The 17745-nt window shown below is 62.7% G+C and carries 10 protein-coding genes; 1 reads left to right on the top strand and 9 read right to left on the bottom strand.

The annotated features are described in order from the left end of the window. Positions 1-4: 4 nt before the first annotated feature. The 5 genes from DX905_RS06360 to DX905_RS06340 form a co-directional block, all read right to left on the bottom strand. Positions 5-3922, bottom strand: a complete 3918-nt coding sequence (locus tag DX905_RS06360; RefSeq protein ID WP_162875494.1) for a rhamnan synthesis F family protein — start codon at positions 3920-3922, stop codon at positions 5-7. Beyond that, the gene (locus DX905_RS06355; RefSeq protein WP_162875493.1) at positions 3919-5283 is read right to left on the bottom strand and encodes a SirB1 family protein; all 1365 of its coding nucleotides are present in this window, start codon (positions 5281-5283) and stop codon (positions 3919-3921) included. Before DX905_RS06355 ends, DX905_RS06360 begins: the two co-directional genes overlap by 4 nt. A gap of 28 nt (positions 5284-5311) precedes the next feature. Next, positions 5312-7306 carry a glycosyltransferase family 9 protein gene (locus tag DX905_RS06350; RefSeq protein WP_116090598.1) on the bottom strand — a complete coding sequence of 665 codons (1995 nt, stop codon included), beginning with the start codon at positions 7304-7306 and terminating at the stop codon, positions 5312-5314. A gap of 97 nt (positions 7307-7403) precedes the next feature. Then, positions 7404-9389: a glycosyltransferase family 9 protein gene (locus tag DX905_RS06345; RefSeq protein ID WP_162875491.1), complete on the bottom strand. Its 1986-nt coding sequence runs from the start codon at positions 9387-9389 to the stop codon at positions 7404-7406. Between the two features lie 66 nt (positions 9390-9455). Continuing rightward, positions 9456-11612, bottom strand: coding sequence for a glycosyltransferase family 9 protein (locus DX905_RS06340; RefSeq protein WP_116090596.1), 2157 nt, complete (start codon positions 11610-11612; stop codon positions 9456-9458). Positions 11613-12088: 476 nt separating this feature from the next. Here DX905_RS06340 and DX905_RS06335 point away from each other — a divergent pair, with 476 nt between their 5' ends. After that, a complete protein-coding gene (locus DX905_RS06335) occupies positions 12089-13273 on the top strand; it encodes an FkbM family methyltransferase (RefSeq protein WP_116090595.1) in 1185 nt (394 codons plus the stop codon). Positions 13274-13344: 71 nt separating this feature from the next. On the opposite strand, the gene rfaE1 is transcribed toward DX905_RS06335, so the two are convergent. Genes rfaE1 through DX905_RS06315 form a run of 4 tightly spaced genes read right to left on the bottom strand, consistent with a single transcriptional unit; the run spans position 13345 to position 17729 of the window. Beyond that, positions 13345-14802, bottom strand: coding sequence for a D-glycero-beta-D-manno-heptose-7-phosphate kinase (gene rfaE1 / locus DX905_RS06330; protein ID WP_116090594.1), 1458 nt, complete (start codon positions 14800-14802; stop codon positions 13345-13347). Next, complete coding sequence (locus tag DX905_RS06325) at positions 14799-15938, bottom strand: AGE family epimerase/isomerase (RefSeq protein WP_116090593.1); 1140 nt, start codon at positions 15936-15938, stop codon at positions 14799-14801. Before DX905_RS06325 ends, rfaE1 begins: the two co-directional genes overlap by 4 nt. After that, positions 15938-16522 carry a D-glycero-alpha-D-manno-heptose-1,7-bisphosphate 7-phosphatase gene (locus DX905_RS06320; protein WP_116090592.1) on the bottom strand — a complete coding sequence of 195 codons (585 nt, stop codon included), beginning with the start codon at positions 16520-16522 and terminating at the stop codon, positions 15938-15940. The genes DX905_RS06325 and DX905_RS06320 overlap by 1 nt, the downstream gene beginning before the upstream one ends. A 37-nt stretch (positions 16523-16559) precedes the next feature. Then, positions 16560-17729, bottom strand: a complete 1170-nt coding sequence (locus tag DX905_RS06315; RefSeq protein ID WP_240320746.1) for a KpsE/RkpR family capsule polysaccharide export protein — start codon at positions 17727-17729, stop codon at positions 16560-16562. Positions 17730-17745: the final 16 nt, after the last annotated feature.

Below are 17745 nucleotides of genomic sequence, written 5' to 3'. Positions count from 1 at the left end.
GCCGCTACAGATACCAGGCGCCGCCTTCAGGTTGTGGTGTCATATCCAGCCTATCACGGCGCAGGTTGGGGTGCCAGGCCGGGTCATTGTCAAGCCAGGGTTTCCAGCGCGACAGGAACAGGGCGACATCATCGCCCGGCGGCAGGCGCTCGCCGCGTGACGCTTTCTCGATATGCACCATCTCTGCGAGCGGCGTGTAGACGATGCGGTAGCCTAATGCCCGCAGGCGCAGGCAAAGGTCCGTGTCGTTGAATTCGAGGCTGAAGCGCTCGTCGAAACCGCCGACCTGCTCAAGCAAGGACCGACGCGTGGCAAATACGGCGCCCGTCACCATCGACCATTCGCGCTGTGTCTGCGCCCAGCCCTGATAGCTGCCCTCGTGCCTGCGCCGGAAGATCCAGACGTGAGCCGCCCCGTCCCCATGGGGGGCCAGGCCGGCATGTTGCAGCGTTCCGTCGTCGAACAGCAGCCGCGCGCCGACCCCGCCGATGCCTTCATCGACCGCGAAGCTTTGCAATGCGTGCAGCCATCCTGGCTCCAGCAGCCGGATATCGTCGTTCATGAAGACGATCTGCTCGGTTGTCGCCGCGCGCCACAGCGCGTTCATCTTGGCCGCATAGTTGAAGGGCTCGTCCTCGGCTCGCGGGGTTTCAATCCGCTGCAAGGCGAACGGCCAAGATTGCGACGCCCAGGACGGTCCGCCCGCTATGTCGTCCCCGATCATCACCGTCAGCCGATCCATCGGCCAATCGGTTGCGGCAAGCCCGTGCAATAATTGCTCGACATAAGTGCCCGACCCGTCGGGCAAGGCGCTGCGGCGGGTGGGTACGATCAGCGTTACTGGCGGCCGATCCCGGAAACGGCGCAAGGTGGACAAAGTATTTGGCGCGCGGCCAGGAATCAGGTCGAATTCCTCAAAGGCAGGCTGACTGCCGACCATCATACGATAATCCGTGTCGTCCGCGCGAATGCGCCACCCGGAATGGGTGAGCAGAACGTGCGGAATCCGCGCGATCGACATGCCGGCCGCGTGCGCCCGGAACAGCAGGTCTGCGATGACGGCTGTACCCGTTTCGGGCCGTAGCCCCCCGAGTGACACCAGCGCCGAGGCCCGCACGATCACCGGCGCGCCGACATAATCCTGCGCCGCGAGCAGCGTGATATCGAATTCTGGCTTGAGCCGCAGGCGATCGATCGGCTCGTCGCTTTCGGCCGCGACATCGTCGCCATAAAAGATCGCCACGTCCGGACGATGGCGGGCGTGTACCGCCACATGATGCGCGAAATCGGGCGCCGCTACGCTGCCGCGCGGTGCAAAGGCGATCCAGCGATCGCGGTCGGTCGGCAGATCGTCCGGCAAAGTCCCGGCCGCGCCCGCCTCATCCAGTGCGACAGCCACGATGTCCGGTCCGAGGTCCGCCCGTTCGAACGGTGTGCCGCGATCCGGTCGGGGCGAAAGCTGCTCGATCCGGGGCGACGGGCCACGCCCTGTCATCGTGCTAAGCAAGCTGGCTTCGATGAGCGTGCCGACGCGATCGTAGGACAGTTGCTCGGCAATCCGCGCCTGTGCCGCTTCGCCGATCCGGCCATCGCTTGCGCCAATATCCTTCGCCGCCCGGATCAGCGCAGCGGTGAGCGCCGGCTCGTCGATGCGCGCCCATGTGCCGCCCTTGGTATAATGACCGAAATCCTCGCCTAACGTCCATGGTCGCGCCTTGACCGGATAGCCGTTGGTGGCATCGAGATAGTCGGTGCTGCCGCTGAAATCCGTCGCAACCACCGGCTTGCCCGCCGCCATGGCCTCCGCGATCGTCAGGCCGAAACCTTCCGAGCAATGAGGGGAGGCATAGATGTCGGCCAGCGCCCATAATGCCTGCAACTCGTCGGCCGGAAGCGTGCGGTCGATCAGGATGACGCCATCGGTACCTGCGGCAAGCGCAGCAAGCTGCACGCCCTCTTCCGGGCGGTCCATCAAATGCTTGGTTTTCAGCACGAGCGCCCAGCCCTTTTTGGCCAGGCCGGAAGCGGCAAAGGCGCGGATCAAGGCGGCCGGATTCTTGCGGATCAGGTAGCTCGATCCGTCGAACAGGAACAGTATGATGCGGGCCTCGGCGTGAAGGCCTAGCCTGCCCAGCGCTGCCGTTCGGTCCACCGCCACGGGCGGGAGCACCGGCACCGGATGCGGGATAACGTCAACCGCCGCCTCATCCTGTGCCTCGAACAGGTCCGCGCAGTAGCGGCTGGGTGCCCAGATGCGGTCGACCGAGGAAAAATCGTGGCGCCATGCCGGCGGAATATGGCCCATCTCCCATACCCAATAACCGATGCGCTTGCGCGCCTGGCCGACGGCGTGCCGCTGCTCGTCGGTCAACAGGAACCAGCTGTCCGGGTTGAGGTGGACGATCGCGATATCCGCCGGGCCGCCGAACTCCGTAATGTCGACCGCAGGCGCGAGCGGCTTGTGGATGTGGAACGGCTTCTTGATCGGATGGAGGTTGAGCCGGATGTCACAGCGTCGGAGCGCGCCTATGATCGCCCGCGATGCGGAGCCAAGGCCGTTATCGTAATTCCACGGCCCATAGAAAGCGACCTTGAGCGTGCGCCCCTCGCCCGTGTCGGCCGGGATCGGATGCGCGAACAAGTGATGATCGCCATCGCTCGGCAGGCGTTCTTCCGACGCCCGCACCGCTGCGTCGATGAGTGCGACGTCAAAGCCGGCCTGGTCCAGCGTGTGGCGCCAGCCCTCTGTGTCCACCTCCGAAAAGGCGCCGCGCAGCGGCAGCAGCTTCATGAATGGGAAGCCGTCCGCAATCAGTTCGCGCCATGCGTACAACGTGGGGTTGAGCGCCATCGGGCTTGGAAACAGCAAGTCCAGCCAATGCCCGCTACGCTCCATGTCCTCCGCGAAGCGCAGTTCGTAGGATTGGATCACCCGATCCTTGTCATCGAGGATGCGCACGTCGTCGAAGAAGCGGTGCAGGCGGTAGGAGGACAGCAGGCGCGGCTTCAACGCGAGGAAATAGGATTGGAAATGCCAGCGATATTCGTGGCTCTCGGTCAGTCCGATCAGGTCGGCCTCGCTGCCACGGATGCGCGCGATCAGATCGGGGAAGCCGGCGCCGGCTGCGGGCCCCGCGACGCTGTCATTGAGAAGATAGAGCGTCGATGCGCCGTAGATTTCAGGATGAAGATAAAGCGCGTGCGCCCAGGCGGCGAAATCGTAGCCCGCATTCTCGCGCACGATCACGCCCGCTACCGCATCGATCACTTCCTGGCGGATGTTCAATTGGCGGTCCGTCACCGCCAGGAGCAATACGGCGATATCCTGCTCGTTCAGGGCGCGCAGATAGGTCAGGATGTGCGGCTTCAGTGCGCCGGTGGCGGAATGGGTGACGAACAGGGCGATCTCGCCGCCGGGCGGCACGTTGAACGGCTTGACCGTTTCGAACCGTGCCTCCCAGGCGCGACGTGGCGGCGGCGAATGATGATGGGCGGGCTCTTGTTCCGCGGGAGGCGGGGGCGGGGCATCCTCGCGCGCGGCCTCTACCGACAAGGACAATGCGTCCAGTTCGTTGCGGGCATGTGCATTGTCGTCGATGCCCAGGCTCTCGGCATAGAGCTCCCGCGCGCGGTCTATATCGCCGGCGAGCTTGCGCGAGTGACCCCAGCAGAGCAGCAGATCCGCGCTGCGGCCGTCTATCTCCGCTGCTCGCCGGTAACTGCGATCGGCCTCTTCATAATCGCCTGACTGGGTCAGCATATGGCCGAGCTGGACCCAGATCGAAAAGTCGTCCGGTTGTTCAGCAAGATGGCGGCGATAATGTTCGGCCGCCTCCGCCCACCGGCGGGCGTCGCGCGCCCGGTTGCCGCGCGCGCGTTCGGTAAGGCGTTTAAAGCCCAGTAATTCGGGAAGCGAAGTCACGCTGCGGCCGCTTCCGCGGGCTGTCCCCTGCGCAGGCGCGTGCGGTAGCGCGGCGTACACAGGCCACCCGGGATCGCGAACTCCTCATAGATGCCGACCTTTATCTCCTCCAGCCGCGCAACTACGGCCTGATCCTGCGGTGCCAATCTATGATATTCCTGCAGCAGCGCCTCAGCGCGTGCCAGGTCACCCGCGCTGGCGACGATATCGGCCAATACCCGCAACTCACCCGGATCATGCTGCGCGACCTGCACGATCATATCTTGCGCATTGATGGCCAGAGCCCAGTCGAGCCGATCGAGTGCGGCATCGCGGAGCCGTTGCAGCAGGCCGTAATCGTGCCAGATGCTGGCACGCCGGGCGCGCGCTTCCAAAATCCCCCACAGGCTGGTCATGATGCCGACATCCGCAAGCTCGTCGATCAGGTCCAACAAATGTCCACCATCGAGATGGACCGAGAGCAGCACCGTCCATAACTCGAGGGCCTTGGACCCGCCCGTATCGCCGGTGGCGAGCGAGATCAGCGCAAAGATGTCGCGGCTGGTCCTGATGATGTTGCGTACATTGGTGAAATAGGGGCCGATACCCCCCCGGCTCAGGCGCGCCGATGCGTGAAGCAGACGGGGCGAGCCGGTGGGGGCATAAGCGGTCGTGTAATTGCTGCGCAGGAACGTCTGCAGGTCGTGATATGCCGCAACCGCCGCGAGCTGCTCGAGCGGTGCACTGACATGCTCCTTCGGATCCAGCATCGGCCCATTCAAGATCCGCGTCTCGAGTTCGCTAAGTAAGGCGGCAAGGCCTTCGCCGGACTGATCGAATGGTTGCCGCAACGCCATTGCAAGCGCAGCGCAAATTCCCGGCAATTCGCTTTCGATCGCTGACGGCAATGTCGGCAGGATGTTCATCCCACGGCTTCGTCGCGCGGCGGTGAAGGTAGCGCCGATCGTGTCCGGCAGGTGCAGGTGGCCCGTCCGCCGCACCAGGTGCGCCAGTTCGGCGACCGCGCGATCGACCGAGAAATCGGGAAACGCGGTCGCGGCCTCCGTCGGCGGCACCTCGTCTGTCCACAGCCCGCTCTGGTGCACGATTGCACGCTGTGCTTCGACGGCATCGGGCGCGAACCCCATGTGTAGAAACACGAGATTGTACAGCATCCGCGCGACGTCCGGCGCGCCCGCCGCGATGGCAAGTTCGGCGCAGTCGGTTCGGTCCTGGACCGTGGCGTCGTTCCGGGCGCTCCGCAACAGCGCACTCCGCAGCAGCATCTCCGCCGTGCGTGCTGCGAAATTGGGTGCACCAGGCGCCGCATCCGCCCCTGTTCCTGGGTCGCTCATCGGATGCGAGTGAAAGCTGGAAGACATGAAGTCAACGATCCTGGATTGCGGCACATCATAGGTATCCCTGCACGACCTCAAACACCTCTTCCGGCGCGATATGGCGGATGCAGGCAAATTCCTTGCCGCAATCTTCGCCGTCCAGGCCGATCCCGCAGCCGGCGCACGGAACGCGGCGGCTGATGATCGAGCCGGTCATCTCCTGGCCCCATTCGCTCCAGTTCAGACGCGCCATGTGCAAGCTGACCACGGGCGCGCCGCGCAGCGCGGCGAGATGCTTCGGTCCCGAATCGTTGCCCACGAATATCGCGCAGTGTGCGAGCAGGGCGTCGAATTGTTCGAACTCGATCTTGCCGGTGATCACGTGCAGCCTTGCAGAATGCGCACCCTCGGTGATCGCGCGCTCGGCCGTTCCCAGGTCATCGCTGAAGAGGATGATCCTGAGATCGGTCTGATCGAGCAACATGGCCATCAACTCGGCGAAAAACGGCCAGCGGCTATATGCCAGCCGGGCGCCGGCATGGATCACGGCATAGCGATCGCCGGCTTGGATCCCGAATGCGGCCAGACCCGCGCGCTCGGAAAGGGGGAATGGCTCGGCATGGCCGCGCGCCATCAGGCCCAAGCCCTCCACCAGCAGCAGTATCTTGCGGGACGGCGGGATGATCTCGATCCCGTTGACCGGATCGTGGGCATTGAAATCGAGGCCGGCGTCAAGCCAGGGCGATTGGCGATCCTTGAAACCGTAAAGGAAGCGGGCGCCGCTCAGCAGCAGCAAAGGGCGCGATTCATCGCCCTCGCCGAGATCGATCGCGATATCGAACGCGTAAGGCATCAGCGCGCGCCGCAGCTGATCCTGGGCCTCTATCGGCAGCACCCGCCGGCGCTCGGCTTCGCTTTCCGTAAAGTCGACCGTGACCGTACCATCGAACAGTTGCAGATGTTGGGCCAGCGCGACGTTGGCGGCCGTCATCAAACCGATGAGCCGGGCATCGGGAAAAAGCGCTCGCAGCCGGCGAATGGCGGGAACCGAGCAGACCAGATCGCCAAGCTGATCTACGCGTTGGACCAGGATATTGCGCACGGGGTTCGGCAGTAGCGCCCGCTCGGTCGACCGGACCACGCTTGGCGCCGCATTGATCGCATCTTCGATCGCGGCTCCGATGGGAGGAAGAGCTACCAGCGCATCCGATGCGGAATTGGCATCGACATCGACTGCGGGCGCCACCAGCGCGGTTTCGCGGTGGCGATAGGCTCGGCGTCCGCTGGCATCCAGAAAGGCCAGTTCGATCGCATGGCGACCGGGAGACACAGTCGAAAAGTCGTACCAGATGTTAAATACATATTTGGTCTGCGATGGCCCGCTCCCCTCGACCGGATAGGCCAGCAGCGCCTGGCTGTGGACCACGTCGCCATCTACCAGAAGCTGGATCTCGCCGAGTTGACCCGGTGCCAGCCGATAGCCGCGGATCGCCTCGATCCCGCGCAGAACCTTGAGATCGCCCCACCGGCTATGGGTACGCCGTCCACCGAGCCGGAACAGACGCAGGATGTTGCGATCGGCCGCGCCATCGGCACCGCCGCCACGCGGCAACAATTCCGGAATGACCCAGTCCTGTCGATCCGGCGAAACGGAGGCGATGGCGGCACTCGTGCCGCTGCCGACGGCGGCCAGCTCACGCTCGGCTTCCCGCCAGCCCGGGCTCAGCGCCAGCGCGCGGGCATAAGACGCCTCGGCCAGTTCGGGCCGACCGGCGATCTTGTAAAAGTGGCCGATTTGCAGCGCCAAGTCGGCATCGTCGGGCAGATCATCGGCGGCCCGCAGATATTCGCCCTCCGCTCCGGCGAGATCGCCCATATCCTTGAGCATATGCCCACATTGGATGCGAATGCGCGCATTGGCCGGATTGAAGCGCAGCGCCTCCTGATACAGCGCGGCCGCGACGGCATATTGGCGGGCGTCGCGAGCGGCATTCGCCCGCTTAATCAGCCGGCGTGCCGTTCCCGCGCCCGACGTCAGCGGCAATTCCCGCAGCAGCGATCGGATCACGTTCCGCAACGGCAATAGCTCCCCTCGCGGACCTCATCGACCCGTGGGTCCGGGCTAGTCGATTGTACCATGGCCGACAATTGCCTGGTCGCTCGCCCTAGAGCAGCTTCAGAACCGCGCCCATCACTTCCTCGGGCGTGATGCCCCTGATGCAGACGAAGTCCTTCCCGCATTCTTCGGGGTCATGATGGATCAGGCAGCCGGCGCAGGGTACCTTCCGGCTGATGATATAGCCGTCATTTTCCTGGCCCCACTCGTTCCAATTGTTCCGTGCCATGTGGACGCTGACGACCTTCGCTCCACGCAGCGACGCGAGATGCTTTGGGCCGGAATCGTTGCCGACCAGGACCGCGCAGCTCGCCAGCAACGTATCGAACGCATCGAATGAAGGGCGCTTATCCACCAATGTGAAGCGTGGCGATCCGAGCAGGTCGGCGGACAGCGTCTCGCGGGTGTCCGCCTCGTCGGTCACCCACACGACGCGCAGGTCGGTTTTCTCAAGCAGGCGCTGTGCCAAATCTCGATAATAGGGCCAGCGGCTGAATTTCAGCCGCGCGCCATCGTGCAGCACGACGAAACGGTCGCGGGGCGACAATCCGAAGTCGGACAACAAATTATGGTCCGGGTCGGAGAGGGGCAGCAAATTCGTTTCGCTGCGCAACATCGAAGCCAGCCATTCCACCAGTCCAAGCAACTTATTGGTGTGTGGGACCACCTCATGATTGTCGAAGCGATCATGCGTAAAGCCTTCGATCTCGACATCCAGCGGAACATTGCCGCTCCTAAAACCCACTAAAAAGGGCGCATCAGACAGCAGCAGGAGAGGGCGCGACCATACATTTTCCGACAGATCGATCGCCACATCGAAGGAAAATGGTGCGAGACGCTCGCGCAGAGCGGCCTGTTCGCTGAGCGGCATTGTTCGTCTGCGCTCGGCGGCGTCCTCGGCGAAATCGACCGTCAGCAGATCGTCGAACAGGTCGAACTTGGCGGCAAGACCGACATTGGCGGGCGACACGAGACCGACAAGACGCGCCTCAGGGAATATTTCTCGCAGACGGCGTATCGCGGGCAGGGCGACGACCAGATCGCCGAGCTGGTCCGTCCGCTGGATCAGCACGGCCTTCGGCTGGCTCGGCAGCAGCCGCCGTCTGCCATGACGCACCATGCTCGGCCGGCTATTTACCTGCTCCTCTGGCGAACGAGCGTCGCCATCCGCCAACGCTATCAATCCGTCGCTCGCCGGAAAGTCGCCTTCAGCAAGCGGCGCTGCGACCACGACATGTTCGCGCCGTGTCGCGGTCCGACGCTTCGCATCCTGTACTTCGACGGTGAATTCATATTTTCCCGGGAGGATTTTCGAGAAATCCATCCAGACGTTGAACACATATTTCAGATGCGCATCGTCACCGAATTCCGGGGCGAGCGGATAACCGCCACGCGGCTGCCCTCTATATATCAGCTCACCGTTTACCAAGAACTTGATCTCAACGATGGGGGTAGCCGCGATATAGTAACCGCGTATTGCCTCGAGGCCCCGAAGCGTTCGCATTCTGCCCCAATGGGTACGCTCGTCCCGCCCGAGCCGTCGAAGCTCGATGAAGTCTATCGGTGGACGTTGCAGCCCGGAAATCCCGCGGGGAGCGAGCTCCGCCACCAATGCTGAGGCACCCGATATCGGGTCCCCGCCTTCTCCCGCTAAGTGCCGCGGGCGCGCGGCCTCCTTGCTGTCCGACTTGGGTAACCCGGCCGCAGTAAGGCTGGCGAGTTCGCGCACCGGCTCGGCCCAGCCGCGACTGAGTGCGAGCGCGCGCGAATATTGTTCCTGTGCCTGGCTCAGGCGTCCGGCGCTCTTGAAGAAGTGCCCCATCTGCAGCGCGAGATCGGCGTCGCCCGGGCGCAGCTCAGCCGCCCGCCGATAATGAACTTCGGCTTCTGCATGCTGGCCACTTTCCTTCAGCATGTGCCCGCATTGAATATGAACGCCGGAATTATCCGGGAGTAGGCGCAAAGCCTCGGCATAGAGAAAGGCTGCACGTCTCGCGTCGCCGCGGTCGCGTTCCACATCGGCCCGACGGATCATGTCCTGCGCGATGCGCTTGCTGCTCTCGCCGCGGCTCAGCAACGGATCGACCTACGTCGACGGAAGTCACACATAGTCCATTACCGTCTTAAATACCTCTTGCGGCCGAATGTCGCGAATGCAGGAAAAACCCTTTCCGCATTCTTCGGGATCGTGGAAGATTGCGCAGCCCTGGCAGGGCACCCGGCGGCTGATTATTTTGCCGATCTCTTCCTGGCCCCACTCGGTCCAGTTGATGCGCGCCGTGAAAAGCGTGACCACATTCGTGCCGCGCAATGCCGCGAGATGTTTCGGTCCGGAATCATTGCCGACGACCACGGTCGCGAATGACATAAACGCGTCGAACTGATCGAAGCTCAGCCGTTGATCCAAAAGTTGAAACCGGGCCGATCCCGAGAGCGCATCGGGAAGCGTCTCTCGCAACCCGGGATTGTCCGACATCATCACGATATGGAGATCCGATGCTTCGAGCAGCATCAGCGCGAGTTCCGTGAAATGTGGCCAGTGGCTGAATTTGAGCCGCGCACCCGTGTGCAGCACAATGAAGCGGTCACCAGGAGCGAGGCCGAAAGGACGCAGCAAATCGACCGAAAGATCGTCCCGCCGAACGATCGGCGCATGGGCCTTGAGGATGGTGCCGAGCGATTCAACTAGCGCCAACACCTTGGTCGAGTGCGGTGTGGTATCCATCGCACTGTGCCGATCACGCGTGTCGAATTCGAAGGCGCCGGTTAGCCACGGCCAGTTGCCGCCGCCATGACCGTAGAGGAATTTGGCTCCGGAAAGAGGGAGGAGGTCACGGGAAACGTTTGAGTGGGCGAGATCGATCGCGATATCGAACTGATAGGCGGCAAGCTGCCGTCCGAGCGCTTCCTGGGCGCCCAAAGTCATCACGCGGCGGCGCTGGACCGGATCGTCAGGGAAATCAGCGATCAAGACTTCGTCGAACAACCCGAGCGTCCTGGCCAAATCCGCATTGGCGGTGGTCAGCAGGCCGACGACGCGGGCATCGGGACACAGCTCCCGCAGCCGGCGCAATGCGGGAATTGAGGCGACAAGATCGCCCAGCTGATCCGTTCGCATGGCCAAAATATTACGTACGCCAGCGGGAAAGGTGACGCGCCGGGCGTCCCGGATCATACTGGGGCGTTCGCGGATTTGCTGATCCACCGAGCGCGGATCGGCCGGATCTATCTCCACAATCCCGTCTGAGCGCGGGTAATCCTCCTCCTTGAGTGGAGCTGCGATCACCACGTGGTCGTGAAAGGATCGGGTGTCCGCGGCGGCGTCGATCAGCCGCACTTCGCAAGCATGGAGGCCATGTGAAAATGGGGTGAAGTCTATCCAGAAGTTGAACGGATATTTTTTCACCCGATCGCGGTCCCGTTCGAACTGCAGATCATAGGCTCCCTCGGGCGGGCCGCGGTGAATGCGAGTTCCGTTCAGCAGGATCTCGATCTCGACGATCGGCACCTTTGCGATGCCGAAGCCGCGGACCGCCTGCACGCCCCGAAGTGTCCTGCGGATCCCCCAAAAGCCGCTTTCCATCCGCCCGAGCCGGCGAACATCAATTGTCTCGGCATGTTCATGAAGCAGATCATTAGGTCTGGCTGGGATGAGTTTGGGTACCAGCCGGTCGAGCGCGGCGGCGCGCGACAACGTTTCCGCATCATCGGCGAATTGCGCGAGCTCTTCCTTGAGGGTGGGATGAATATATTCGAGGCCACGCGGAGCTTCGCTCGCCGCCACAGTCTGCCGACCGCGCCATCCTGATCTTTTCAAGCCTAGCAATTCGTTAAGCGGCGAGTCCCAGCCAGGTCTGAGCGACAGGGCGCGACGATAATGGGTTTCGGCCAGCGCAAGATCGCCCGCTGTCTTGTAGAAATGGCCCAGTTGCAGCGCGAGCTCGGCATTTTTAGGCCGGGCCTGCAATGCCAGCAGATAATGTTGCTCTGCTGCCTCCAGATCGCCGGCTTCCTTACGCATATGGCCGGCTTGTACGCGCCACCCGCTGTGGCGCGGGCGCAGTTTCAGCGCCTCTTCGAATAACAGTGCTGCCTCTTCGAAACGACCATCATCGCGCACGCGGTTGGCGCGTGCGACCATTTGCGCCGCGACCTGTCTATCCGCGCGGGGCCGTCCGACGAGACGCCATGCCCGCTCGATCCTGCCAAACAAGAACTCAATCCCCCTGTCGGAGCACATGGCCGGTCGCTCGATCACGCCATCCGACCCCGGCTCGTCGCAATATCGGTAGCAGGATGTCAAGCGAACATAGCCTGATTTCGATCAGGTCAGCCCGTCACTTTGCAAAACGCCGGACTGGCAGCTGGCCCTTTGAGACACGGACCGCAAGCATGGAAGGGCGGATCGGTGCGCCTCGACGAGTTCACCGTTTTTGTATGATCGGCCCTTCCTTGCAAGGCAGCCCCGCGGGCGCGCCATAGCGTTCATCCAATATCGAAGCTCGTCGTTTAAAAATCGATCTGGCGGCACAGAGGCGACGTTAACCGATCTCGCCCGGCTGTTAGCGCAGTGATTTGGCGCCTTCACAGAGCACCGCGTAAAGAGTCGCGTCATGCTTTCCTGAGCGCCGCGAGCCAAAGCCCTTCCATCGGCACCGCCTAGCATTTAGATCGCCGATCTGGCTCAGTTTTTCGGGCTTCCGCCTCCCACTTCATGTTGACCAAGGGAATTTCGTGCTCAATCTTCTGATCGGATCCCGCGTGCAGGTCGACGGCGGCGACTACATCTTGACCCAGGAGGGAGTAGCTGGTTGCGCCTTGTACGGTCCGTATGAGCGCCTGGCGCCTGGCAATTATACCGTTGAGTTCTCGATTGCTGCGAGCGGGGGCTTCGTTCCCCATCGCGACTTGGTGTGCGCGATAGTCGATGTGGTTGCCGAGCAAGGCAAGATCGAGGCGGCTTTCGATTTCGTATTTGCCTCTCAGCTTGCTGCCGGGGAGGCGAAGATCGTGTTGCCGTTCACGGTACACGAGGCGAGCGACTCTTTCGAATATCGCGTTCACGTGAACGGCTCGGTACCTCTATTGGTCGCGAGCAACCCGACTATAGCGCGTGTTAATGGGGTGCTACCTCCCGTTAATGTCAGGGAAGAGTCAGAATTACTCACGCTCCACCGCCCAATGTTGAAGTACCTATACGATCACAACGTCGATATAGAGATATTGTCGGGCAGTCTGGTGCTGAGCGTTAACGGAGTCTTCTTCAACGCACGCTGCTATGATGATGTTAATTTTGTCGACGAATTATTTTTCAAAAGTGCTTATAATGTTATCAGCGCCGAAAATACTTGCATCATCGATGTAGGGATGAACATTGGCCTCGCCTCGTTGATCTTCGCGGCTAAGCCCCAAGTGCGCGAGGTCCACGCCTTTGAGCCTTTTCCTTCGACATATGCACGAGGACTTGCCAATCTATCTTTAAATCCAGCCCTGGCCTCAAAGATTAAAACCAATAATTTCGGGTTGTCTGATAAAAACGAGGATACGACGTTTCTTGTCCATGAGACTAGTGACTCGGGCGCCAGATCGACGCGCGATCAAGAGGGAGGGACGCCGACCAACCTTTCAGTCCGAGACGCGGCGACGGTGCTGGGCCCGATCATCGCCTCGGCGCGCTCGCGGGGGTTGCAGGTCATCGCGAAGATTGACTGTGAAGGCTCGGAATTCCCCGTCTTTCAGTCGCTGGCCAAAGCTGGACTGTTCAGCGAAATAACCGCCCTCATGGTAGAGTGGCACCGCGTATTCGAGGGTCGAACCCAAAGGGAATTGATCCAGCCTCTGACGGACGCAGGCTTTATTAGTTTCGACCTCACGCCCCCGCACGGAAATGGTTTCTTCTATGCGGTTAAGGCGGTGTAGCGCGGCGCGCGCTCTACCTGGGATATTGTCTCTCATTATATCGGCGGACCAGTACGCTCGGACGGCGTGGCTCAGCCGCCAGTGGCACTGGCGGCAACCAATCGTGACGTCGATTGACCTTCACTGATCTCCGCCAATACGACACGCCCGCCCCGCTTATGCACGATATCAGCACCGACCACGCGGTCGATCGTATAATCCGCGCCCTTGATCAGCACGTCGGGTTGGAGCGCCTCGATCAGTTCGAGCGGGGTTTCTTCATCGAACAAGGTCACCGCCGCCACGCCCTTGATCGCACCCATCACGGCAGCGCGCGCAGTCTCGTCCTGGATCGGACGTGATGGGCCTTTAAGCCTTTTGACCGAAGCGTCGGTATTGAGCGCCATGATCAGGCGGTCGCAGCTCGCCGCCGCCTGTCCGATCAGCGAAATATGGCCCGGGTGGATGAGGTCGAAGCAGCCATTGGCAATGCCGACGGTCAGCTTCTCGCGCGCCCACGCCCAGCGCAAGGCTACCAGTGCCTCGCGATCGAGCAGGCGGCCGTCATTGATGTCCGACGTGGTGCTTTCAGCGAGGAGGGATGCGGCCAATTCCTCGCGCGTCACGCTCGCGGTTCCCAGCTTGGAGACCACGATACCGGCCGCGTGATTGGCCATGCGCATGCCGTCCTGGAACGGCATGCCGGCGGCCACCGAAGCGGCCAGCACCGCAACCACCGTATCGCCCGCACCCGAAACATCGAACACGTCCTGCGCAACAGTCGCCAGATGGAGGGGTGTCCCCCCGATCGGGAAAAAGGACATACCCTTCTCCGAACGGGTCAGCAGGATGTTGGCGCCGCACATCTCTTGCGCCCGCGCCACTGCAATGGCGGCCTCCTCGTCTGTTTCACAGGGCAGACCGGTGGCATCGGTCAATTCCTTGCGGTTCGGCGTGAGGACGAAGGCGCCGCGATAGGCGGTGAAATCCGTCCGTTTAGGGTCGACCAGCACCTTTTTGCCGGCGGTAGCGGCCCGCTCGATCACCGTGCGAATGGCACGATCCGAGCACACACCTTTGCCGTAATCCGAAAGAATGACGACGTCTGCCGCGTCGATCGCGCCTCCGACCTCCTCGAGGAAGCCGGTCTCGATTTCGGCCGAGCATGGGATCGCATCTTCATGGTCGACACGTACAATCTGCTGATGCGCGCCGATTACGCGCAATTTGCGGGTGGTGCGCCGGCCGGCGACTGCGGCGATTCCACGGCAGTCGATATCGCCCATGCGCCCGAGCAAGGCGATCAGCTCCTCGCGCGCGCCATCCTGTCCCGCCAGGCCGACCAGATTAACGCCCAGCCCCAAACTGGCGAGATTGGCGGCGACGTTGGCGGCGCCGCCTGGCACCGCGCGCTCCTCGGTCACGCGCATCACCGGCACGGGTGCCTCGGGGGAGATGCGGCTGACCGTGCCGGACATATAGCAATCCAGCATGACGTCACCGATCACGGCAACGCGATAGTCGGACAGATGGTCGAGATAGGTCGTCATCGTTCTGCCTTGGCAAGCGTAGGCGCCGCTGCAAAGCCTTTTGCCGCGACGCTGCCCGCCAACACGAGGTGATAGAGCGAACTCGCCGGCACATAATCGACCAACGGCAGGCCGACCGCGGTCACGTGATCGGTCCATCCGCCGGCGAACGGCCGGTCAAGAAAGGTGCCGATCAACCCTGCCGCCATCGCGTCCGCAAAGCGATGCGCATCCGCATCGCCGGCGGCATGGCGCGTCGCCGCCGCCTTGATGGCTTCCGTATGCGGCCAGACGCGGTGAGAGTTTTTCAGAATCGCATCGTCACCGGCCGAAATCTCGTCGACAATAAGCCCGCCGGCGAGGCCCTGGCCAATTGCCGAGGCGTAGAGTGCATCGGCCCATCGGGTAGTGTCCTCGCCGGAAAGCGCGGCATATTCGCCCAGCAGCCAGACCCATTCGAAATGGTGGCCCGGCTCCCAAACCGCACGCGCAGAAACGCTCCAATCCTCGGCGAAATATTCGAGCAGGCGTTCGTTGGCGACGAAATGTTGCCTGAACAGCGCCACCAATCCGGCAGCGCGCTCGACATAGCCTCGCCCCGGTGCGGCGCGCTCAAGGAAAAGATAGGCTTCGAGCAGGTGCATATGGGGATTTTGTCGCTTCTCCCCGGGCGCCGGCAGGGCATCGAACAGCCCGCCATAGAGCGGATCGGTCAGTCGCCGCTCAACGAAGCGAACCGTCCGATCGGCCAGTTCGAGCAACCGGTCATTGCCGTTGAGGCGGTAGAGCGCGGCGATGGAGAATAGCACGAAGGCGTGCGCGTAAGCATCGCGCACCGGCGACACGATCGCGCGAGTGGCAGGATCGATCGAGAAAGCAAACGACGTCTCGTCACCGTCATGTTCGGCGAAATCGCGCTCCAACGAAGCCATCGCCCGCTCGGCCAGCTGCGTACCCTCGGTTGACCAGCCACACTCGGCAGCGTGCGCGAACACGAAGATCTGGCGTGCCTGCACCATCGCCCGATGGGGTACGGCGATCGGCGCTCCAACATGATCGAGCCGCTCACGGAAGCGGCCGGCGTCGGCGTCGAATCCCCGGTCGGCCCAAGTGGGCAAGGCCAAATCTCTGATCCAGGCGACATAGTCGTTGAGCATCAGGTCCCTGACTCTGGCGTGGCGGAGGATTGGGTGCGACCATCACCTGGGTTGGGAAGGAAGGCGCGCACGGCCGCAGCAAGATCCCCCTCGTTCGGCGCGATCAACAGCGAAGCTATACCGGCGCCCGCCGCAGCTTCAGCGTCGCTCGCTTTGTCCCCGATCAGGAAGCTGCCGTCGCGAGCGATGTTCCATTCACGCATCGCGCGCAGGATCATCCCTGAGCCGGGCTTTCTATCGCGATGTTCGAACGCGAAATCGGCGACGATGCCGTCCGGATGGTAGGGGCAATAATAGAAGGCATCGATGCGCGCGCCCTGCCCGGCGAGCTCCTCGTTGATGCGGCGGTGGAACAGTTCAACATCGGCTGTTCCATACAGGCCGCGCGCGACGCCCGATTGGTTGGTGACGACCAACACCGGATAGCCTGCCTCGTTGAGCAGCCGGATGCCCTCGGCCGCCGTCGGCGTGAGTTCGAGGTCCTCGGGCCGAAAGGTATAGCCGTGATCGACGTTGATCACGCCATCCCGGTCGAGGAATGCGGCGGGTCGCGTGGGGCTGTCCGGATGCTTGAGTGACGACATAGCGGTCAGGCGCGCCCGCGAGGGGCGCGCCCTTGGGTCAAGCCGCGTGTTCGCGGACGCCCGCGGCGATCAGCCAGCCGATGGAATAGACCAGCAGCAAGGAGATCACGACCGTGAGCAGGATCCGCCACCGCTCCGGAAAGAGCGCCTTTACGGGCATGTTGGCGTCTACCACGCGGACGAGGTAAAGCTGCTGTTCCTGGGCCTGTTGCAAAGCCCTCTCCAGGCCCGCGGCGGCCGCTTCGTAGCGTTTCGCTAGGAAACCGCGCCGCATTTCCAGCGCCTGAAAGCCGCTAATGTCGTTGGCGATCGCCCTGCTGCCGCCGGCGAGGCGGCCATTTTGCGCGCCTAATTGCGCCTGCAACGCCGCCACATGCGCGGCCAGCGCCTGATATTGCGGGCTCGAATGACTGATCATGCCGCCCATCGCGTTCAACTGGGCGCGCGCTTGCGCAACCTGACTGGTCAGATTGGAAACGATACCGAGCTGCGCCTGGCCCGATGCCTGCGGATCGATGTCACCGCGGTTGCGGCGAAATGCAGTCATCTGGGAATTCGAAATGGCCAGCGCCGCCTCGGCGTCGGCAAGCTGGCGCCGCGCATTGTCGATCGCGTCGGTATAGCTGCGCGTGTTGAGCATGTTGACACGCTCTTCACCGATCTGGATCAGCTTGCGTGCAATGTCATAGCTGTCCTGAGGATTGAAGCTGCGCACTTCGACCACCGTGATGCCGGTATCGCTATGATATTTTACCGCCACCTGCTTCCGAAAATAGCGCAGCAGCCGCTCGGGCGTGGGATTGGCCGGCGTCAGCCGGCTGAGCAAATCGACGCCCGGCCTGCGGAACCGGTCTACCAGTCGATCCTCATGCCGCAGCCGCTCGACCGCGTCATGGGACGTCAGATAATCGGCCACGCTCGTCGCCTCGTTTGAGGCTCCGCTCGAACCGGTCACCATTCCAATGACGGCGCTTACGCCGGCGGCCGGTGCCACCGAGCCTGCTGAGCTGCGCACCAGGAAATGCGCCTCGGATTCGTACTGATCCGACGCGTAGGCGAACAGGTAGAGCGCCACCAACAAGGTTGGCAGAACCACGACGCCGAGGAGCCATCGCCGTTCGACGATCCAGGCCCAGGCGCGGCCGGCCATTCCGATCTCCTGCTCGTCCGCCTGGCCGGCGGGAGTCATGAAGCCATGCATGTTCATTTGCTGATCCTAACTG

The organism is Sphingomonas crusticola (genome assembly GCF_003391115.1).
GTDB lineage: Bacteria > Pseudomonadota > Alphaproteobacteria > Sphingomonadales > Sphingomonadaceae > Sphingomonas_I > Sphingomonas_I crusticola.
The sequence above is the reverse complement of the archived record's forward strand: the minus strand, read 5'-3'. Positions and strand labels throughout refer to the sequence as shown.

Coding starts and splice junctions, on each gene's coding strand:
- DX905_RS06355 (WP_162875493.1), bottom strand. CDS start 5,283: ATGTCTTCCAGCTTTCACTCGCATCCGATGAGCGACCCAGGAACAGGG.
- DX905_RS06345 (WP_162875491.1), bottom strand. CDS start 9,389: ATGATCCGTCGGGCCGATGTGGAACGCGACCGCGGCGACGCGAGACGT.
- rfaE1 (WP_116090594.1), bottom strand. CDS start 14,802: ATGACGACCTATCTCGACCATCTGTCCGACTATCGCGTTGCCGTGATC.
- DX905_RS06325 (WP_116090593.1), bottom strand. CDS start 15,938: ATGCTCAACGACTATGTCGCCTGGATCAGAGATTTGGCCTTGCCCACT.
- DX905_RS06320 (WP_116090592.1), bottom strand. CDS start 16,522: ATGTCGTCACTCAAGCATCCGGACAGCCCCACGCGACCCGCCGCATTC.
- DX905_RS06315 (WP_240320746.1), bottom strand. CDS start 17,729: ATGAACATGCATGGCTTCATGACTCCCGCCGGCCAGGCGGACGAGCAG.